Origin of the sequence: Nocardia sp. NPDC004168 (genome assembly GCF_040610355.1) — a bacterium.
GTDB classification, from domain to species: domain Bacteria; phylum Actinomycetota; class Actinomycetes; order Mycobacteriales; family Mycobacteriaceae; genus Nocardia; species Nocardia sichangensis.
Genome location: NZ_JBEXME010000003.1, coordinates 286826 through 306915 on the forward strand (window position 1 = coordinate 286826; position 20090 = coordinate 306915).

21 protein-coding genes and 1 pseudogene are annotated in these 20090 nt (G+C 64.6%); 15 read left to right on the top strand and 7 right to left on the bottom strand.

Annotation, left to right across the window (positions count from 1 at the left end; all coding sequences use genetic code 11):
* The first annotated feature begins 1 nt into the window (after position 1).
* The 9 genes from ABZW96_RS08375 to ABZW96_RS08415 all read left to right on the top strand — a co-directional run bounded on the left by ABZW96_RS08375 (position 2) and on the right by ABZW96_RS08415 (position 8094).
* Positions 2-1036, top strand: coding sequence for a toprim domain-containing protein (locus tag ABZW96_RS08375; protein WP_355072605.1), 1035 nt, complete (start codon positions 2-4; stop codon positions 1034-1036).
* Between the two features lie 29 nt (positions 1037-1065).
* A complete protein-coding gene (locus ABZW96_RS08380) occupies positions 1066-1473 on the top strand; it encodes a hypothetical protein (RefSeq protein ID WP_355072606.1) in 408 nt (135 codons plus the stop codon).
* Positions 1474-1476: 3 nt separating this feature from the next.
* The gene (locus ABZW96_RS08385) at positions 1477-2403 is read left to right on the top strand and encodes a DUF2637 domain-containing protein (protein ID WP_355072608.1); all 927 of its coding nucleotides are present in this window, start codon (positions 1477-1479) and stop codon (positions 2401-2403) included.
* On the top strand, positions 2400-2603 hold the full coding sequence (locus tag ABZW96_RS08390) for a hypothetical protein (RefSeq protein WP_355072609.1): 204 nt from the start codon (positions 2400-2402) through the stop codon (positions 2601-2603). The genes ABZW96_RS08385 and ABZW96_RS08390 overlap by 4 nt, the downstream gene beginning before the upstream one ends.
* On the top strand, positions 2591-2956 hold the full coding sequence (locus ABZW96_RS08395; RefSeq protein ID WP_355072611.1) for a hypothetical protein: 366 nt from the start codon (positions 2591-2593) through the stop codon (positions 2954-2956). Before ABZW96_RS08390 ends, ABZW96_RS08395 begins: the two co-directional genes overlap by 13 nt.
* 1133 nt (positions 2957-4089) lie before the next feature.
* The gene (locus ABZW96_RS08400) at positions 4090-5208 is read left to right on the top strand and encodes a hypothetical protein (protein ID WP_355072612.1); all 1119 of its coding nucleotides are present in this window, start codon (positions 4090-4092) and stop codon (positions 5206-5208) included.
* A 388-nt stretch (positions 5209-5596) separates the two neighbouring features.
* Entirely contained in the window at positions 5597-6946 is a 1350-nt protein-coding gene (locus tag ABZW96_RS08405) for a hypothetical protein (RefSeq protein ID WP_355072614.1), read from the top strand.
* A 501-nt stretch (positions 6947-7447) separates the two neighbouring features.
* Complete coding sequence (locus ABZW96_RS08410) at positions 7448-7720, top strand: hypothetical protein (protein ID WP_355072616.1); 273 nt, start codon at positions 7448-7450, stop codon at positions 7718-7720.
* Positions 7717-8094 (top strand): hypothetical protein, encoded by a 378-nt coding sequence (locus tag ABZW96_RS08415; protein WP_355072618.1) that lies wholly within the window; start codon positions 7717-7719, stop codon positions 8092-8094. Before ABZW96_RS08410 ends, ABZW96_RS08415 begins: the two co-directional genes overlap by 4 nt.
* 342 nt (positions 8095-8436) lie before the next feature.
* On the opposite strand, the gene ABZW96_RS08420 is transcribed toward ABZW96_RS08415, so the two are convergent.
* From ABZW96_RS08420 to ABZW96_RS08435, 4 genes are all read right to left on the bottom strand, one after another.
* A complete protein-coding gene (locus ABZW96_RS08420; RefSeq protein ID WP_355072620.1) occupies positions 8437-8760 on the bottom strand; it encodes a hypothetical protein in 324 nt (107 codons plus the stop codon).
* A 972-nt stretch (positions 8761-9732) separates the two neighbouring features.
* A complete protein-coding gene (locus tag ABZW96_RS08425; protein WP_355072621.1) occupies positions 9733-10047 on the bottom strand; it encodes a hypothetical protein in 315 nt (104 codons plus the stop codon).
* Between the two features lie 139 nt (positions 10048-10186).
* Entirely contained in the window at positions 10187-11569 is a 1383-nt protein-coding gene (locus ABZW96_RS08430; RefSeq protein WP_355072623.1) for a toll/interleukin-1 receptor domain-containing protein, read from the bottom strand.
* Positions 11559-12674, bottom strand: a complete 1116-nt coding sequence (locus ABZW96_RS08435; RefSeq protein WP_355072625.1) for a hypothetical protein — start codon at positions 12672-12674, stop codon at positions 11559-11561. Before ABZW96_RS08435 ends, ABZW96_RS08430 begins: the two co-directional genes overlap by 11 nt.
* Positions 12675-13176: 502 nt before the next feature.
* On the opposite strand from ABZW96_RS08435, the gene ABZW96_RS08440 reads away from it, so the two are divergent.
* Positions 13177-13422 carry a hypothetical protein gene (locus ABZW96_RS08440; RefSeq protein ID WP_355072627.1) on the top strand — a complete coding sequence of 82 codons (246 nt, stop codon included), beginning with the start codon at positions 13177-13179 and terminating at the stop codon, positions 13420-13422.
* Between the two features lie 306 nt (positions 13423-13728).
* Complete coding sequence (locus tag ABZW96_RS08445) at positions 13729-14316, top strand: serine protease (protein ID WP_355072976.1); 588 nt, start codon at positions 13729-13731, stop codon at positions 14314-14316.
* Positions 14317-14417: 101 nt separating this feature from the next.
* Here the strand turns inward: ABZW96_RS08445 and ABZW96_RS08450 are convergent, their stop codons facing one another.
* Entirely contained in the window at positions 14418-14654 is a 237-nt protein-coding gene (locus ABZW96_RS08450) for a DUF6374 family protein (protein WP_355072629.1), read from the bottom strand.
* 352 nt (positions 14655-15006) lie between these two features.
* Between ABZW96_RS08450 and ABZW96_RS08455 the strand changes: the two genes are divergently transcribed.
* A complete protein-coding gene (locus ABZW96_RS08455) occupies positions 15007-15957 on the top strand; it encodes a hypothetical protein (protein ID WP_355072631.1) in 951 nt (316 codons plus the stop codon).
* A 149-nt stretch (positions 15958-16106) separates the two neighbouring features.
* Here ABZW96_RS08455 and ABZW96_RS08460 read toward each other — a convergent pair whose 3' ends face one another.
* On the bottom strand, positions 16107-16910 hold the full coding sequence (locus ABZW96_RS08460; RefSeq protein WP_355072633.1) for an LLM class flavin-dependent oxidoreductase: 804 nt from the start codon (positions 16908-16910) through the stop codon (positions 16107-16109).
* Positions 16911-16964: 54 nt separating this feature from the next.
* Positions 16965-17546 (bottom strand): TetR family transcriptional regulator, encoded by a 582-nt coding sequence (locus tag ABZW96_RS08465; protein WP_355072635.1) that lies wholly within the window; start codon positions 17544-17546, stop codon positions 16965-16967.
* 72 nt (positions 17547-17618) lie between these two features.
* Here ABZW96_RS08465 and ABZW96_RS08470 point away from each other — a divergent pair.
* From ABZW96_RS08470 to ABZW96_RS08480, 3 genes and pseudogenes are all read left to right on the top strand, one after another.
* Positions 17619-18193: pseudogene (locus ABZW96_RS08470) on the top strand (dihydrofolate reductase family protein).
* Between the two features lie 71 nt (positions 18194-18264).
* Positions 18265-18396: a hypothetical protein gene (locus ABZW96_RS08475; RefSeq protein WP_355072637.1), complete on the top strand. Its 132-nt coding sequence runs from the start codon at positions 18265-18267 to the stop codon at positions 18394-18396.
* 70 nt (positions 18397-18466) lie between these two features.
* Positions 18467-20020 (top strand): FAD-dependent monooxygenase, encoded by a 1554-nt coding sequence (locus ABZW96_RS08480; protein WP_355072638.1) that lies wholly within the window; start codon positions 18467-18469, stop codon positions 20018-20020.
* Positions 20021-20090 lie beyond the last annotated feature (70 nt).

Sequence of the window (20090 nt, forward strand, 5' to 3'; positions counted from 1 at the left end):
GATGACCGAACAGTCTCCGCAGCAGGGCCATTCGTACGAGGTCGTCACTGCGGCGTTGATTCGCCGGGTGGGTCCGGCCAAGTGGCCGCGGGAGCCGCAGCAGTGGACGAACTACCTGTGCCCGGTGCACGAGGGCGACGGCCACCACCACAACCCCAGCCTGGGCGTGCGATATGACCCGCGACAGGGCAAAACGATGGTGCGCTGCTGGGCCCGCTGCGACGACCAGGACGTGCTCGACCGCATCGGGTTGCGGGTGCGCGACCTGTGGGACCGGTTGCCGGAGCGTACCAACCAGCAGGGCTCTGCTCGTCGGCCGTACGCGGGCGGCGGGCGGCCCGCCCGCCCGGCCAGCGTCGCCTCGCCGGTCGAGAAAGCCATCCTCGCGGCTCGGTTCCCGCTGCCCGCCAAGCGGGATCTGGGTGCCCAGATCGGGGAGCCCGAAGCGGTGGACACCTACGTCTACCGGTGGCCGGGCGGCCGCGTCGAGGGCGCGGTGGTGCGGCTGCACACCCCGCACGAGCACGGGCACGCCAAGAGCTTCTACCAACGGCGCTGGACCGGAACCGAGTGGGTCAACACCGGGTTCGCTCCGCTGCCGTGGCAGCTCGCCGACGTGCGCGAAGCGCTCGACACCGGGCGCGAGTTGTACGTGTGCGAGGGCGAGAAGGACGTGCAGCGAGCCCGCCAGGCCGGGCAGCTCGCGACATGCAACGCGATGGGCGCGGGGAAGTGGACCGACGACCACGCGCGCTGGCTGCGTGGCGCTGGCCGGGTGATCGTGGTCGCCGACCGCGACCGGCCCGGCTACCGCCACGCCGCCCAGGTCGCCGAATCCCTCACCGACCGCGTCGGCGAAGTCCGGGTGTTGCAGGCCCGCGACGGCAAGGACCTCTGCGACCACCTCGACGCCGGACACGACCTCGACGAACTGGAACCGGTCGCCTACCTCGACCGGCCCCGATCCCCGCGCAGCATCCACGACCTGCACCCCACGACCAGCCGCGGCCGGCCCGACCGGACCCGCGCCCGCTGAACACCACAACAGGAAGGACCCCATCCATCATGAGCACCAACACCTTCGGACAGCGTTTCCGCCGTGCCGCCCGCCCCGCGTCGGCGTTCACCAAGACCAGCAAGCCCGGCACCACCGTCTACGGCCGCATCATTGCCGCCGTCGAGGAACCCAAGCTGAAGTTCGGCGGCGCACCCGGCGAGGTCGAACTCGACGAGGACGGCCAGCCGGTCATGCAGACCGTCGTCACCCTCGACACCGGCACCGGACCACGCAACCTGTACGTGTCCTGGCGCATGGAACAGGCCATCGGGCTGGCACTGGAGAACGCAGGCAGCGAGGACTTCGAGATCGGTGCGACCCTGTCGGTCACCTACACCGGACCCGACCCCGAGTACTCGCGGGCGCGGCTGTTCACCGCCGTCTACACCCCGGCCGCCGCGAGCAAGGGTGCGTGAGCCGTGACCGGACTCAGCTCCGGTGCGGACGTGGTGCGCAGCAGCGATCCTGCTGTGCACCGCAGCGCACCAGACGATGCACAGGCCGGTGCACGGACTCCGGAAGAGGCGTCGGCGATCCGGTTCTTTTGGGGTGAGTTGCTGTTGGTTGCGGCGATGTCGATCGCGGGCAACATCGTTCACGCCTGGATCAACGCACCGGAGGACAAGCGGTGGATCGCGGCGTTCGTCGCATGTTTCCCGCCGGTAGCGTTGCTGGCGGCAACCCACGGCGTCGGTCTGCTGGTTCGAGCCCAGAACAAGGCGCGGTTCGCCTACTGGGTAGTTGTGCTGCTCACCGCGTCCATCGCAGGTATCGCGTTCGCGTTGTCGTTCGACGCTCTGCGAGAACTCGCGATACAGGTCGGGATGAGCAAATCGCTGGCAGGACTGTTCCCGGTCATCATCGACGGCGCCATAGGACAGGCCACCATCGCCCTGCTGGTACTCGCACGCACCGACCGCACCGCCACCGAACCAGCGGTCCACACCGATCCCGAACCCGCGCACCGGCCCGAGCCCGTGCGCACCGTGTCGGTGCGCGAGGTCCACACCGAAACGCGCTCGACATCGACTGAACTCGCCGCCTCGGCGCCGTCGGCCGAGCTGGCGCGCACCGCTGAACCGGTCGCGATCGAGGCCCCTGCGCATCACGCACCGGCGCCCGGTGCGGTGGACACTGGCCGGTGGGCGACCGTCGCGGAGTCGGTGTGCAGCGGCGACCCGGCCGGTCGGCGGGACCCGGAGAAGGTCGCCGAGATACTGCGCCTGCGTCATGAGCAGGGCTGGTCCCACGCTCGCATCGCCGAACACGTCCAGATCACCAAATCGACGGTGACCCGCACCCTCACCGCCGCTCAGGAATACATTCAGGAAGGAGCCCACCCGTGACCAGCATGGTCAATATTCGGCTGTCCGGCGACGCCGACGCCATCGCCGCGGTAACCGCGATGCTCACCGCCACCGGACTCGACACCCGCTTCGGCGAACGGGCCTACCCCAACCGCAACGGGTTCGGTGTCCGCGTCTACGGCGAAATCGCCGTCGTCGAACAGCTCGGACAGGAGGTCGGCCTCGAATGCCCCGCCTGATGTCGGTGTCACTCACCGAACAGCAAGTCCACGCCCGCACCAAGACCGTCACCCGCCGCATGGGCTGGCGAATGCTCCGACCTGGTGACCGGGTCACCCTGTGCCGGAAAGTCATGGGACGCCGTCCCGGGGAACCGCTCGTCCGGGTCGTCGATGTTGAGATCGTATCGATCCGGCGGGAACCACTGGCCGCTATCACGCCGGAAGACGTTCTCGCCGAGGGTTTCGGGAATATGAGCCCGAGCCAGTTCGTCAAGTTTTTTTGTGCCACCCACTCTGGCTGCCAGCCCAACACCACTGTCACCAGAATCGAGTGGCGCTACTGCGAGACCGAGACCACAACAACCGAATAGCTGACCGCAGCAACAAGTCGGTCCAGTAGCATGTTTGGCTCTGCCGCAAGGGTTCGACGGACCGTGACATGCCGGGACTGTGCCGGGACACTGCCGGGATAAAGCCGGGACACTGCCGGGATATTCAGGTCCCGGCACTGTCCCGGCATGCCCGGGCCAAACTGGCGTTTGACCTGGGGTGTTTTGCGCCGCCTCCTGCCCTGCCCGGCCGACACTCTCTATGGCTTCGCTGTTCATAGAGAGTGTCGGCCGGGCAGGGCAGCAGACAACACAAAACACAAAAGACGAAAAGACAAGAGATGACCACAAGGAAGGGCGGGGACCACAAGGGAAGGGATGACCACAAGAGGAGGGGTTCGGAGCGTAGCTGGGTTGAAAGAAATGTCGCGTTCAGCCTCAGTGGGGTGAGCGGGTGGCTCGGTCGGTCGCGGCGTATGCGAGACACGGGGCGAGGGAGGGACCACAAGAGGAGGCCGCGCACGGGATCGCGCGCACACGCGGTGTGCAGGACGTCAGCCGTGGCGGTGCCTACCACAACGGGCGGTACAAGAAGGTTGCCGAAGAACTCGGGCTCACTGTCGCTCGTGACGGGCACCGCGGCTGGATCGCCACCAGCCAGCCGGCCGAGGTCGCCACACGATACCGCCACGAGATCGACGCGCTGGCGAAAATGTTGATCGCGCACCGCCGCAACGAACACGACCCCCGCCCCGGGACCACCGGACGGAGCGAAGGAACCCGGGGCCGAGGGCGAGGACAAGGAGCGCGCCCCGCGCAACGGGCGTGCCCTGGTATGCGGCTGGCGAGCCGGGCGCGACGGGTGCGGGCCGCGCAGCGCACGATCGTGGCCGGGCCGATCCTGTGCGGGGTGTGCAAGCAGCCCTTAGCGGTGGTCGAGACCGACGCGGCACCTCATGGACGAACATGCCGACTACGAAGACTGCGGTCAACGACGCTACTACCGCACGACGTCATCACCGCTCTCGACGCCGAGCCAAACGCCCGCGCCACTGACCCCAACCACGGTCGGCGATGAAGCTGGTAGACGGCTGTGCAGCGATCGTGCATGCAGGTAGTGCCCGCCCGAGGGCGATCTGAGGATAAACCGCCTGCCGGTGTAGAAGAATCATTGCGTGCAAAAACGAGTCATGCTGACGAGCGGTAGCGTGACCGTCCTCGATGAGGGGCGGTACTGGGCATTCAACGGTGTCGAACGCGAGGCCGAAGACTACGATCAGCCGAACGCTCATATCGCCGACCTGAGAGACGTTCCAGCAGTCGACATTCAATCTGCCATGCGCAGGTATGCCGCAGTCTACGAGTTCGACACGCCGACTCTGCATGTCATTGTCGAGGGAAAACCTGACCGCGATATCGAGCATCTCCCTTACTCGGAAGTCTCTTTCACGCTGCACCAAAAAAAGCTCATAATGGAACTCAATGTGTACGGCGACGATTTTCCGGAGAATGAAGAAGTTGGCCTTCCTGTTGCGGATCGCGTGCTGCCGTTGCTTGCTCGAAAAAAGATGGAATTGATTCAAGAGCGGCAAGACTTGGATTCTGGTGGAAATTACTGGCATGTCAACCTTAAATTAGGTATATCGCTCAGAGGCAGAAGCCTTCAGGCCTTGGCGAATGATGGACTTGAAGTCGTTGCTCTACTTAAGGCGGTAGCCGGAGGTCTGACCAGGTCTAATGTTCTGGACTTGCTTCGAGGTGGCTTTGCCGGTGCCTTGATTGGCCAGCATGAGAATGACTGGCTAGAAGTGAAGCGAGAGCACTATAGCCTTCGGGAGGATGGCGGGCAGCTGAAACTTGCTCGGTCGGTTGCGCAATTTGCAAACTCGCCTGATGGCGGTCTCGTGCTGATTGGTTTTGCAACCAAGAAAGACGGGGGTAAGGATATGATCAACTCTCTTTCGCCGACTCCGCATGATCCGAATTTGCGCCGCAGGTATATGCAAAATATTCAGCATCGCGTATATCCGCAACCCGACGGTCTTAGGGTGGAAGTAATTGCCGGTGCGAAAGGTGACTTTACCATAATCGACGTTCCGCGGCAGCCCGAGGAGTTGAAGCCTTTCCTTGTGTACGGTGCAGTTGTCGATGGTCGAATAAATAACACATTCGTTTCTATAATTGAGAGGCGCGGCGACGAGGGGCTTCCCAGCGCTGTGCCCAGCATCCACGCGATGTTGGTTGCCGGGCGAGCACTGTTGCGTAGGGGCCGCCTCCCTGGCGAAGGTGAATAGGTCGCGCACTTCTCTGTCCCGGCCGAAGTCGACTCTGGCAGTTGCGGTCAAAGATCCGCGCACAGCCGAAAGCGCTGCGGCTAAACGTGCGCGGATCGATCCGCGGGATGGGCGCCCCTGAAGGGGCGGGCCGCCCACTGACTCAGTGGGCGGGGACCCGCCGCTGGGTGAGCAATCCTACAGACGCCGCCAGGCGACACCGCGACGCGAGTTGCTCGGCTCAACCCCGCCGATTGACTGGAAGGCGATTCGGCTGTCGGCGTACCGGGCGAGTCACTCCGACGTGGATGCTGGTCATGTGCAACACGTGACCCACATCTCACGATGTACGGCTTGCGCGGCCTCTTCATGCGCGCCCAGATCATGGCCAAGAGAGTCGGGAGTGGTGGTGTCCGAAGCATTTCGAGATCTGACTGAACGGGTTGGATTTCTTCACAAGGTCGAAAGTGCGAATCGTATCGGCGCAGGGCAACTGAAAATATCTCCCCGCGCGATAACTTTCGAGATGCCAGTGGATGATACGGTTGCCAGCGAACTGGGTATGCCGTCATTCCCATCAGGCGACCAAGAGGTCGAGATTCCCGCTAAGTTAATTTTTCGCGACCGGTACGGCTTCATCGGCTTGGGCCGATGTCGCTATCGGTCATCGACAAGCAGTACGTTTGGTGATCGTCCCGGTTCGCTAAAATTGGAAGCGGAGTATGCCGTAGAAATTGGCTCCATGGAACAAGACTACTGGAGTGTGAACGGACTGAGGAGCGAAATTGGGGGACTTGCCGCCTGGGCCGGGCTGTCATCTGTTGTGACACCCCCTCCTGAGACCGATTCTCGTGGACTAATTATTGAAGTCAGCCAAACGGCGAAAGCGCGTGACCCGATAAGCATTGGTACGGATTTCGGCCTAAAATTATATCCGCACTTCTCTACGCAGCATTCATCGACGAATGGTGTCTACACTATAATTGAGAAGACTTTCGTTCAAACGCAAACCCCGCAGACGATCCCATGGGAGAAGCATGTCCGTGTTCATCAGATGGTGCAAGACCTGGTAGTCATCGCACGCTGGACACAATGCGGGCTCCGGGTACATTCTGCGAACAATATTGACCATCCGATAGTCAAAATATCGACTGGAGAGCCACTCGGCGAAAAATGGCGCGACGCGATCGCGACATGGGGAGGGAGAGGTGATTGGAGTACTCCTATGACGATAGAGTCCAATAGACCGGCACTGTTTCGACTGGCTGATGTCGGCGCTCCCGGCCTGCGCAGATGGATCGAAGAATATGATAGCTGGACGCGTATCGTAGGACCGCTGGTTACCTCTCGCTTCCAAAAGCATCTTCCGGTCGAGGCGCTCCTGATGCAAATCGCGGTTTCGATAGAAGGCTTAGGTCACAGAATTGGCCTGATGACCGGTCGGATCAGCAATCCGACGAGCAGTCTCTCATTTCCTCAATATCTAGACTTGATTTACCAATCCCTCAATTGTCAAATAACACCCGTAATATATGGCAGCCCGGATAATGGGATATCTTCGTTCCCTGATTTTGCTACGTGGGCGGATGCTTTCAATACCGCTTACAAAGAGGCGAAGCACGCCGATCATCCGCTGCCGGATCATGTCCGCGCATGGGTTCTAGCCGAATCCGGCGCTCTGCTGCTCCGCCTTTGGCTCGCGCAGGAGTTCGGGGTGGCACCGGCGAGACTGGATCAAAACGCTAGATACTCGGCGTAGCTGACATGTGCACGCTCATTGACTGGTTGTCAATCTAAGGAGACGCTCCGGTCCGATGCCTAGCCGCGCTACGTGTCGGAGTCCGCAGCGGCAGAGACCGAGTTAGCGCTTAGGTGGGGAACTGTTGATTTCGCCTCCGGCCTGCGCATCGGGGGCCGAGCTCGCACACCGCCGAACGTAGGATGAGGAGCGGGAGCGCGCACCACGCATTGGTCGTGCATTCGACCTGTGGCTGTGACCGGGTGTCGCGTGTGCGGGCCGTGCAGCGCACAATCGACGATGCGCCCATCCTGTGCGCTATCTGCGAACAGCCGTTCGCCGCCACGCGGACCAGAACTGACGCATAGGCATCAATACGCCCACCCAGGCCGATGCCTACGTCTGAATTCGCGCGAATTGTCGTTGCCGCCCGTCTCCAGTCATGCGGGGGATTGCGCAGTTGGAAAGCGATGCAATCGATACGGTCAACATCATGGGTGCGATAAAGGTAGGATCGTTGCCATGAGTACGCGAAAGGTGAGCTTGACCCTCCCGGAGGAGCTGGTGGTGCGGGCCGAGAACGCCGTCAAGGCCGGGCAGGCCCGCTCGGTGAGCGCGTATATCGCTTCCGCAGCTGGTTCGGGGGAGACCCGCACGACCGTCGAAGAGACGATCACGCGGTGGCGGGCTGAGCATGGCGAACCGTCTACCGAGCAGGTCGCCGCCGCCGAAGCGCGGGCGCGGGCGTTCTTTGACCGCGCGGACCGGCGCCTGCACGGTCACGGCGCCGCGTGAGGCCGACCGCCGCCGGAACGATCCTTGACGCGTCCGCTCTGCTCGCGTTGCCCCGAAGCATCTACGCGCAAACGGTGATCGGGTTCAGTGTGCGTGAGCGCCGACCGCTCGTCATCCCAGCGACCAGCCTGTACGTCGCGGTGCTTGCCGGAGCCGAGCCCGCTGACTTCGACGCTCACGGATTTACCGTCACCCCGTTCAGCCAAGCCATCGTGCCCGGAGTCGCGCTGGTCGCCCAATCCGCCGGAACATCGATCCCGCCTGATGTCGCGCACGTCGCGTGGGAAGCGGAGGTCACCGGATACCCGGTCCTGACCAACGCCCCCTCCGCCTATGCTCACCTCGGCGTCACTCTCGACCTGGAAGTGTTGTAGCGGGCGCTACGATGAAGACGAATAGATTATTGGAAAATGCTCCTCAATGATCGGTGTCTTCTCTGGTCTGCACACCGCTGACAGTGATTGATCTCATAATCCATTGGTCGCGGGTTCGAGCCCCGCCCGCCCCGCAAACCCCCTCTGATCTGCGGAAACGCCGAATTCGACAGCCGAGTTGATCCAGAACGGCGCTGCGACAGCAATGGATTTCGTCTCATCGAGCACCTTGCGGCCGAAGGGCTCATGGATGCGAATCGCTCTGCAGATGGGCCGCCCGCTGTCCCTGCCGGGCGGCTTGTCGACGGTGCGAGATTATGCCTGCCGGCCTGCCCTGTCAGGTCAGGCGTCGCCGGTCAGATCCGGATCGACTCGGCGCAGCGCCGACGCCAGCCACTCCGTCCGCCGGTGCTCATGGGGCATGGTCGCCAGTCCCTGTGTTGCCTCACGCACCGCTTCGGAATGGCGTCCGAGCAGTGCAAGAGCCCCGCCGCGCTGCACGGCGCCGAACCCGGGAGTCCACCAGTACATCGCCTCGGGTGGTTCGACGCCGTCCGCCGTTTCCGTCGCGACGTCGGCGGCGGCCATGGCGCGTTGTGCCTCGCGTGTTTCTGCGCGCGCGGCCAGTAATTCGGCCCGCCGCATATGTGCGTAGGCGACGAGCACGGGATGTGCATCTCACACGCCGAGTGCGGCGTCCGATAGGGCGACGACCTCGCCGTAATCCCCGGTCGCGATCCAGGTGACTCAACCGGAGAATCCCAGGCTGTGCACAAGGCGGTCCGGGTCACGGGAGTCTGCCGCCAGACCTACCGCCGTGGCCAGGCTGCGCCGGGCGGCGGTGTCGGCTCCGACCGCGTGCTCCAGCCAACCTCGATATTGCGTTACCTCGGACGCGAGCGCAGCCGCATCGGCTCGTGCCGTGCGCGCTTCACGGGCGAAGGTTTTCGACCACGGTGTACATCCCGCGCAGCGAGATTCCCGCCGCCTCCCTGGCGGCGCGCAACAGCACCCCAGGTTCCACAACTCCAGCCTAGCCCGGGTGTGGACGCCCGATGACGGCGAAATCGTCGGCCCGAGAACCCAGCTCACTTAACTTCGATTCAGCCCGCCACTGGGTCGACGGTGCTCCTCGGCGGCGGGAACTCACCAACGCCAAGGGGACGAGACGCGGTGACGATGGATCGGGCAATGGCTATCGTCGACGTCGAATGTGCCTCGCCACAGGCCTCATTCGGCCGCTGGCCCGCTTCGGCGAGGTGCTCCGGTGAGCGCGGCTCGGATCGGACTCTCGTTCGTGATCGGCCTACCCCTCCCGGCGGTCGTCGCAATGATCGTGTGGCCGTCCGACTACGACGAATGAGAGAAGGACGCGTTATGAGGCTCACGCTGCGCGGAAGAGCCGAATCCGGGAGGGCGTATCCCGTGCGCCGCGAGTTCGGAGGTTGAGTGATCCGGCCCGATCGTGGCCGGCGTCGGCATCGGTGGGTGACTCCGCCGATTCACGTTACGTGGTCCGTCCCGGCTGACGACGTAGAAGCCGCGACGGATTGGGCGCTGGAACGCATGGGCATGTGACCAGGTAGAGACAGCGCAAAACCCCTCAGATTCGACGCTGAGGGGTTAAGTGACTTGCGGTCAGGCGGCGCAGACGCGGTTGAGATTGTCGGTGTAGGGGTCGAGGTCGGTGACGTTGGCATCTACCAGTGCGTCGGCGTAGGCGGTGATGACGTCCTTCTCCGCGCCCTGGGCGAAAAGGGCCAGGCCGCTCAGTCGGTCGGACAGTGCTGTCGCCGTCGCCGTGTCCATGGTGCCGCCGCTCGTGTCGATCGCGAGGTTGATCAGCTCGATGGCCCTGGCGCAGAAGGGGGACTGGGCTTGCGCGGGTGCGGCGGGCAGGAAGAGTAGAGCGGCGGCGGCCGCAGCGAGCACAGCGGCGAAGGGCTTGGTCATGATTTTCCTCTCAGAACGTTGGGCTGATCGTAACCAGGCGGGAGAGCCCCTATTTCTGGTGGCTCGGTAAGTATCCGGGCGCGGGTGGACACGTCGATTCGACGAAGCTAGTGTGTCGCAGCCGGGTGTGGGGCAGATGCTATTGCTCGCCGAGCTCCGCATCGCCGAGTAATTCGATCAGTTCCTGCACCGCCGCTTCGACATCGGACTCGGTGTTGCCGGGAAGCCTGCGGTACTGGACCCCTTTGAGGAACTCGGGTAGCTCCACATGCTGAAGTCGGACGGGTAGCAGTGTCGCGCGGCCTTCGATGCTGGCCTGGTACAGGCGTTGAGCCTCGGTCACGCAATACGGGCTGGCGACGTAGCTGGGCGAGAGCAGCAGGACGCCGACCGCTGTCTTCGCCAAGCTGTCCATGAGTTCGTCCAGCCAGTTCTGTCCGGTGCGTATGGATCCGGTCTTCCGATAGTCGAAGACTTCCTGGAACCTGGCATGCAGGGCCCGGCTGAACAGGTCCGCCGTTTCTCTGTCCTCGTTGGCGTAGCTGAGAAATACGACTTCTTTGCGAAGCGCGGCCGTGGTGAAATATCGGCTGGCCTGATCGGCGTCGTGGAAAAGCCGGGGCTGATGCCCGATCACATTGAGGGTTTCCTCGAAAGAGCTTCCGAGGTCGTCGCGATCCTGCCAGGACAACACCCGCCTACTGTGGCGCGGCTGGACATCCTCGAACAACGCTCCGGAGAGTTGGTCGGGCACTCTATCGGCAGGCGTGTGCAACAGGGGCAGCGTAGGCACGCCGTGCCCTGCGGCAAAGCTCGCCGCGATATATGCCGCCGGGTCGTCGAGTGCGACTACCAGCCAGTCCAGTTCGCGCAGCCGGCTGACGAACGTCAAATCGAGTCGAGGCGGCCAGGCCAGGTTCACGGGCTGCCACACCGCTTCCTCGAGGCTGCTTTCCAACACATCGCCGATCTCCGCCCTGCTGCTCCGGTTCAGCAGCAGGCCTACTTCTCTTCGGCGGTACGAGCGTGTTCCGGCGCGTGCGGAGATATGCGCCCGCAAACCGTTGGCGAAAGTCTCGAATGCTTTGGTGACGCGCGCGATCAGCGGCGAATAGCGTTCGTCGGTGATCTCCTGCGGGTCGTACTCAACGACTCGTATCTCCGGAGGGCACCGGAACAGGGCGCCGTACCGGTGGTCGCAGAAAACGATGCTGGGATACCGCAGGCGTGCGGCGATGCTCAACTCGAGCAGGAAGTACCGCGCTTCGTGCTGGAGCGTGCGCAGATCCCACGCCGTCTGCGCGTCTCCTGGTAGCGGGTATATGCCCACGAACCCGTCCGCGTCTCGCATCATCCGTTCCAGCCGTGTCGGGCTGGTGAAGGTCAGCCCTTCGTCCACGCGGAAGGCGACCGGTTGCACCTTCCGGATGATTCGCCAGAAGAACAGGTTGACATCGGGTGATCGGTACCGGTGACTGAGAAAGACGTTCGGCCTGCTGGAAGAGTCTTTCTCAGTTGCCATTCTGATCCGCCTGCGGCTCGGGAAGGACCGAACGCAGGCCGGATGTGTCGACGACCTGCTGTTGGCGGATCTTGGCGTACACCGCGTCGAAGGTGTAGCCCGCGATGAAACCGACGGACAGTACGAAGAACAGGAGCCGTCGCGCGCCGGGGCCCGTCAACAGATCGGGCGAGGTCGCCAATTGTGCCGAGATGAACAAGAGGACCGCGATCGCACCCGCCGACATCCCCAATACCGAACTTCGCGCCCAGTCCTCCCTGCGGTCGACGGCAGTGCGGATTATCGCCCCTGACGTCGCCGCGAGCAGGGAGCCCGCGATCAGCCCGACCAGGGTGAGCGATGCGTTGCCGTCCACCGCGTAAACCAGCGGGATCATCGCGAATCCGCCGATCAGCAAGAGCGCGCCGAAGAGCAGCCCGATTCCGGACTTGTACTTGGCATGCCGCTCGGCGCGCGACCGCATCGTCTCCGCTGATTGTTTGCGTTCCTGCTGAGTGCGCAGGATCGCGACGACATTCTCAGCGGCGCCGGCGTTCCACTCGCCGCCCAGGATCGAAAGCTCTTCCGGCGTGACGAGATTGCCGGTGCGTCCCATCGATACCCATGCCTTACGCGCGGCACCACCGAAAGCGGCGACGGGCGCGAGGGGAATATCGAACGCCATCGCCACCATCGCGGTGATCAATGTGGTGCGGCCGCCACCGATGAGTACGACACCATCGGCTTCACGCAGCGAACGGTAATAAGAGACTTCCCAGTCGTCTTCCGCTTCATGACGAATTTCGAAGCTGCCGGACTTATGTGGTGGATGCGGGAAACTGGTTTCGGAAGATCCGTACGGTGGCCGGACATGGATGGAACCGGCTCTGCACGGCTCGACGGAAAGGTATCCGGCTACCACATCGCGTTCGACGAATCGCGGCGCGCTGGAATAGACGAAGAGGTCGTAACCTGCCCTTGCCAGTTCGGCGCCGACCTCCCGCGCGGCTCGGGCGCCGTTGTCCTCGGTCCACGACGGACGGTCCTCCACCCCGCAAGGGCGTATCCCGCCGACGATCGCGATTGTGCGGCGCTCGCCGATCGAGCCGTTTGTGCCTGACTGCACCGAACATCCCCTCGTTGATCAGGTAACAGTAGGTTGGATAGTAGCGACCGGGCGGCCGTCCGCGCCGAAAATCGTTGTGCCGTAAACCCGGTTCAGCGAGATTCTCGCCGCCTCAACGGCATCCGGCCTGCCCTGGGCGCGGTCGCCTGCTCCCGACCGCGGAAGACCGGGAACCGCAGGTGATCCGGCGGGACAAGGGAAACGCCTCTGTTTCGACGCTGAGGTTTTCCGGGCGTGGCCGGTTCGGTGCTGCCGACCGGGCAATTCGAACCTGTCTTTCGCGGGCATCGGGCCGGCGAAGTCGACTCGCCGACGAGATTCGGCCATTGACGCGGGCGCGGTGCGCGAACCCGTGCTCGCCTCGGGTTTCACCCCGAGGGGTGAGTCTTTCCGACCCGTAGGACGATGATCTTGCGAGCTTCCTGAGAGAAGAGTTAGAGGGGTCATAAGAGGGAGCCTTCAACGGGCGAAGGCATCCCAACCGTCAGTTGAAGGAAGCACAATGACCAAAAACAAGATTATCGCAGCCGCAGCTGCGGCAGCCTGTGTGCCAATGATCGCTTTCGGTTCGGGTGTTGCTACCGGGTCCCCGGACGTAGCGCCTGTGCCTGCCCCTCCGGCAGCCGTAGATGTCTCCCAGCATGGGCAAGTTCAGACCGATGACGCCGTTTTGTTCTTTGCTCCGTTCTTCTGGCCGGTCTGCTTCATCCCGCCGCTGCTCTTCGTCTTCCCGATCTGCATCGCATGATCTGCTGGACGGCATCGCTGAGGAAACGACGAACGCCGCGCGTCACGCACCCTCGCCAGATCGTGGCGTGACCGTCGGCGTTTCGTCACCTAGGAGGCGCACTCGACCAGGCTCGATCCCGCAAGATTGGTGACGACGTCTGGATGCCTGGTCTACGAGTTCTTCAAGTAAACAGCAGTACTGTTCGCGCGGCATGGGGGGGACGATCTTCCCCTTCGACCGATTGGATCCGGCATGTTCGAGAAACTTGCGGGAACAGCTGCTGCGTTCGCGGCATGCGCAACGCTGATCGGGGCGCACGCGGGCATGGTGCGCGCCGCCGCTCCGGTCGTGCTGGGCGGCGGCTCCGGCATCGCCGTCAACGATCAGGGCCTCTGTACGCTCACCACGATCGGGCACGACGGCGCGGGCCGGTTGGTCGGATTCACCGCGGCTCATTGCGGTGGTGCGGGTACCACCGTCGCCGCGGCGGCCGATCGCGACGCCGGCGTTGTCGGCACCATCGTCCAGGCCAACAACGACATGGACTACGCCGTCATCGTGTTCGAACCGGACAAAGTCGTACCGGTGAGCCGCGTCGGCAACACGACGATCGCCCAGGTGGGCGGTCCGGCGCAGTTCCCGGATATCGCGTGCAAGGAAGGCTATAGCACCGGCCACACCTGCGGACTGACCTACGGAGACGTGCTGGAGTCCGGGTGGACCTGGACGCAGATATGTGTCGTCCCTGGTGACTCCGGCGGGCCGGTCGTGGTCGGAACGACACTCGTCAGCATGGTGAACGCATACGTGACGGTGCCCTGCCTCGGACCTCAGCTCGGGACGAAGATGACCGCCATCATCGACGACGTCGACGCGCGCGGTGGTCCCGGAGCCGGCTTCCGTCCGATCTAGCCGGCCTACCGACCGGGCAGGGACCGCCGACATCCCCGCCCGCCGCCGGATCCGCCCGGTCCCGCGCTCGGGATGAATACGGAATTCGCGGACACCGACCGTCATCGGAGACGGCCGCGGTAGTCGAGGCAGGCGCGCCCGTCGGTGGGCGGGGCCGCGGGTGTGGTCGCGGCCGTGATGGCCTCGGTGTAAGCGCGCAAACCCTCGGCCAGCCTGCCCGCCATGTTCTCCAGCTGCTCGGGTCGCAGATGCTTGCCGAACGCGGCCGCATCCAGCAGCTGCCTGCGCACCTGGTCGATCTGCGTTCCAGCGAAGGGGATGGGCTCGTGGTCCGGCATACTCCGGCACCTTACCTCGAGTCGAACATATGTTCCCATCGGTCTGGCTGGTGTTCTTGATGTAATCGGCGCCAGAACATTTATCCAAGCCGTTTGTGCTTCATCTATCTAACGTCTGACCTTCCTTTTCGGTGATCGTCTACTCGTGCGAACACCCGGATGTCGAAGGGGTCGGTTGTATGGCAGGAACTCGGTGTGCTCAGTGGGGCCATCCAAGGACGGTGAGTGCGTCGCCAGCTGACGCGGCGGTTGACGAGGCCGAGATTCACTCCCATCGGCCGAGGGTGGTCGTCGGTTCGTCGACTGATCGGATGTCGCATTGAGCGGTTGTGACCTTTGCCTGTATCGGTCGGTGACGCCGGGGCTGCGTGGGCCTGGTGCGAGTTTCGAGCAGCAGATGCTGTCGGGAATCGAGCGGCTGGAAGACGGCGACGGCTCGGACTATCGGATGCTGCGGCGCACGCTCCGCGCTGCGGCCGCGGTCAGCCGCTCGGAGGTCGAATGGATACGCCGGATGCGGGCGACCGGGACCGTCCTGCGGCCCCGAGTCAGTGTCGTCGACGGCTATGTCGCGGGCTACATCGCCCAATGGCGGGACGCCCACAGTGCACGCCTCGGTCCGGCGATCACCGACCTCGAGGTCGGTGCAGGCCTGAGCTTGCCCGACTTGCGGGATGGGTGGGAACCTGACGCGCATGCGGTGGCGGACGCGCAGACCGAGTGGAAACTTCCGCGTTCGGTCACGCGGTCGGCCAGGGAAACGGTGCTGTGGGATGGCACCGAGTTGTGGGCATACGCGCTGGCTGATGTCCGGAGCTTCAACGAGATATTGGCGCGTGTTCCGAGCAATGAGCGCGCGGTATGGCGGTGGGCGGCAAGCCAGGTATCCGGTGTGCTGGCGATGTGGTCGTGGCGGGTCGAGCCGGACGCGCGCGGACCGTTCGCCGTTGCCGCGCACGAAGTCGGAAGGTCCGCCCTCGCGGCCGGAAGCCGCGCGCGCCCGCACATCTTCCGACCGCCCGCGCCGGATCTGGAGAAGGTAGCGTTCGTCCTGGCGCAGCTGTGCAGGGAGGTTCACGAGCCATCCACCGAGTCCGATTTGGTCGGCGCGCTGATCACCAGTATCGCCGCGATAATCAAAGCTCATCGCGAACGCGGGGAAATGGCGCGAGCGTCGAGCATCTACGCCACCGCCGTGGGTCCTTTGAAGTGGATAGAGTACGACATCCGCATCACAGTTCCGACTTCGGTGATCGGCTGCCAACTGCGGCTCGGGCACGCATCGCCGTCCCCTCCGAGTTAGCGCCGCGCCAGCCACCTCAGGATTCGCCGATCAGGCCCGGTCGACGGGTCCGTACCGGGCGGCAACGACATGGTGAACCCGCGGTCCACCGACATCGACGCCATGCCATGGTGCCGCGTAGTCGGCGGTGGGCATGACCTTTTGCTCGGCTACCGTCCGGCGAGCTCGGCGACGATCGGAGCGAACCGGTCGGCGAGGTCGGCGCCGAAGACGAAGTAGGAGAAGCCGATCTCCTCCCGTCGCCGCCGGATTTCCTCGGCGGCGGCCGCCGGATCATCCGGAAGTACGGCCAGTGCGTCCGCCGCGCGAAGCGCGGCAGGGTCGGTGTCGGGTGGCGCCATGTGCGGCGCGACAGTGTCGCCGATGACCGGCACGGCGAGCGCGAGCTCGACGTTCCCGATGGTGCGGAAGTCGCGTGCCAGCCGCTCGACCTCACCCCGAGGCTGAGCCCCCAGCGCGAACGTGACCGTGTCCGCGACCTCCGCCGCCAACGACCGGGCCTGTGGACCCAGTACGGCCATCGCCACGGGCGTGTGCAGGTCGGGGCCGTCGAGTTCGCGCAGCGTTTCGACGGTCTCACGTACCTGCGCAAGCCGCTCGTTCGGTGGCACGACGGACAGTCCCTTGTCGCGGAGTTCGTCCTCGATTCCCGGTCTGCCGGTGCCGATGCCCATCTCGAAGCGTCCGTCGGTGAGTAGCGACAGCGAGTGCGCTTCCCACGCCGTCAGCCAAGGCGGGCGTAGCGGAGAGGCGTACACCCAGGTGCCAACGCGCAGGTCGGTCAGGGCCGCGGCGGTGGCCAGCATGGGGCCGGGCGCCGGTTGCGTCTGCGGGAAGTCGGGCACCAGCAGCGTCGAGTAGCCGCTGTCGGCGATGCGGCGCACGCGATCTCGCCACGTCGGCAGGTCGGTCCTGAGCGGGGCGACGACCCCGAATCGAAACGGTCTCGTCATGCCTGACTTCCTCTCGGAGAGCATCGGTTCGAACAATGGATGGATCGTTCCGGTTTACCTGACCTGGGCGGGTATTGCCCGGTCCACGATCGTCCGCACCAGTTCGGCGGCCCGCTGCTCGTCGAAAATGCCGGGCAGGGTGAGTCGTTCGAGGATGAGCCAGTTCAGGGCGAGGTAGAGCACCACAACGGCGTCCTCGTCGCCGGGCAGTTCCGACTCCCGATAGTTGCTGATATTGAAGTCGAGATCCGCGCGTACCCGCTCGGTGAGCAGCGCCTGCAGTTCGGGCCGCCGGGTGGCCTCCAGTCGCAGTTCGAGGATCGCGAGATAGCCGGTGCGGAAATGGGAGACCCGGTCGACCACCTCGGTCATGAGTTCGGTCATGGACTCGCGGGTCTGCGGTCCGCGGGATTTCGCCATGGCGGCGTCGCTGGGGATCAGCCGCTCGTAATAGCGGTGTCCGACTTGGACGAGCAGTGCGTCCCGGTTGGGGAAGTAATTGGAGGCGGTTCCGGCGGGCACTCCCGCCTCCTGATCGACCGCCCTGAAGGTCAGGCCACGTGCCCCTTCGCGGGCCAGGACCTCGATTGACGCATCCAGCAGGGCCTGCCTGCGTTCCGGATTCGTGCGCACCACTTGACACCACTCCATCTGTAGTACTACGGTTCAAATCACTTCGCACAGAGTACTACAGTTGAGGCGGTTAAGATGCGAAAGCTTGTCTACTACGTGGCGGTCTCCCTCGACGGCTACATCGCGGGACGCAGGGGGAATTCGACTTCTATCCGATGTGTGAGGACATGACGGCGTGGATCAACGAGCGCTATCCGGAGACGGTGCCGACGCCTCTGCGCGAGTCCGTCGGCATGCCCCTCGACACGCCGAACAAGACCCTGGACACCCTGGTCATGGGTCGCGGCACCTACGAACCGGGCCTCGCCATCGGCTGCACCAGCCCGTACAACCACTTGAGGCAGTACGTCTTCTCGAGCACCCTCGCGCCGGTGGACAACCCGCAGGTGGAGGTCGTCGACGCCGATCCGGTCGAGCTGGTCCGGCAACTGAAGAAGGAAGCGGGCCTGGATATTTGGCTCTGCGGCGGCGGCAATCTGGCCGGACAGCTCCTCGGCGAGGTCGACCAGCTGATCATCAAGAGCTACCCCGTGATCGCGGGCGACGGCATCAGGGCATTCACGGGCAATTTCGAGCCGACGCGATTCGAGGTCACCCAGCGCCAAGAGTTCAGCACCGGCGCGCAGGTCACCTGGTTCGACCGCGCCTGATCCGGCGCCAGACCCGCCGGAGTTCCGGCATCCCGTGGCTTCACATGAGTATTCGAAAAGGCGGAACCGATATGCGAAAGCAACGCAGCACCTTCCCGACCAAGACCAACCAGCAGCGCTTCGTGACTCGCCCCGTGCCTCCGCGCGCGGTCACCAATTCCAAGGGCGGGTGGCCCCGGCACGGCAGGTACGGGGCGCGGTAGCGCCCGATCGGCGACCTGGGCTGTCCGAAATCGTTTGCCGCGGCCGGAATCGGCTGGGATGGGAGTAGCAATGCATACCGACGTGATCATCGTGGGCGCGGGCCCGACCGGCCTGATGCTGGCCGCCGAGCTGCGCTCGGCCGGAGTGCGGCCGCTGGTGCTGGAGCGGCAGTCGCAGCCGCGGGACACCCCGAAAGCCGGTGGTCTCGGCGGGCAGATCCTGGAGTTGTTGCGCTACCGGGGCTTGCTGGATCGGTTCGAAGCGGCCTGCACCGATCCGATTCCGGCTCCCCGGTTCCCGTTCGGCGGTGTGCACGTGGACCTCACCCAGCTGGACGAGTCCCCGATGCATGCCCTGCCGCTGACGCAACAGCAGCTGGAGCGACTACTCGGCGAATACGTCGGCGAACTCGGCGTCGATATCCGTCGCGGACACCAGGTGCTCGATGTGCGGCAGGACGCCGACGCGGTCACCGCGGAGGTCAACGGGCCGGTCGGGCCGTACCGGGTGACCGCCCGCTATCTGGTGGGCTGCGACGGTGCGCGCAGCCGGGTTCGTGACCTGGCCGGCATTCCGTTCCCCGGCACCGTATATCCGGAGGTGAATCGGCTGGCCCAGATCACCGTGCCCGATTCGGTGACCCGGCTCGACAACGGCGACCTCGAGGTTCCCGGGTTCGACGCCATCCGTGCGGGTTTCACGCGGACGGATCGCGGTCTGTTCGGGATGGGTGTGTCACCCGCCTCGGAGGCGCTGTCCGTCTACACGATCGAGGACGAGACCGTCGAATACGACGATGACGTGCCGATGACCGTGGCAGAGTTGCGCGACAGCATCCGTCGCGTGCTGGGAGTGGATCTGCCTGTGGCGGAGACATTCCGGCTGTCGCGATTCACCTTCAAGGCCCGCCACGCCGAACGCTATCGCGCGGGCCGGGTCCTGCTCGCCGGTGACGCGGCCCATCTGTTTCCCGCCACGGGCGTGGCGCTCAACGCCGGAATGCTGGATGCGGTCAACCTGGCCTGGAAGCTGGCCGCCGAGGTCAACGGGTGGGCGCCGGCCGGCCTGCTGGACACTTATCACGAGGAACGCCATCTCGCCGGGGAGCGCACCATGCTGCACACCCGGGCACAGGTCGCGCTGCGGCGCGGGCACGACCCGGCCTCCGAAGCACTGCGGGCGGTCTTCCAGGAACTTCTCACCGACGAACCGCCCCTGCGGCGCATGGCGGCCCTCATCGCCGGCGCCGATATCCGCTATCGACTGCCCGATCCCAACAACCACATCTCGACCGGAACCTTCGCGCCCGACCTCACCCTGCACACCGACGACGGGACGACCAGCGTCGCCGAAGTCATGCACGCCGCACGGCCCGTCCTGCTCGACCTCGCCGACCGCGCGGACCTGCGTGATACCGCCCGAGACTGGCGGCACCGCATCGACATCCGCTCCGCCAAAGCCGAGAACCGCGAAGCCGATGCCCTCCTGATCCGCCCGGACGGCCACATCGCCTGGGCCGCGACCATCGACGAACCCGCCGACACCGCCGAGCACGGCCTGCGAGCAGCGCTGTCGTTATGGTTCGGCACACCCGCGGAAACGACGATCCCGACCAGCGATTGACGACGGCAGGTCGTCACCACCGATGGAGGGCTGCCGCTTCTGAACCTCCGTCGGCGAAGACGATCTGCAC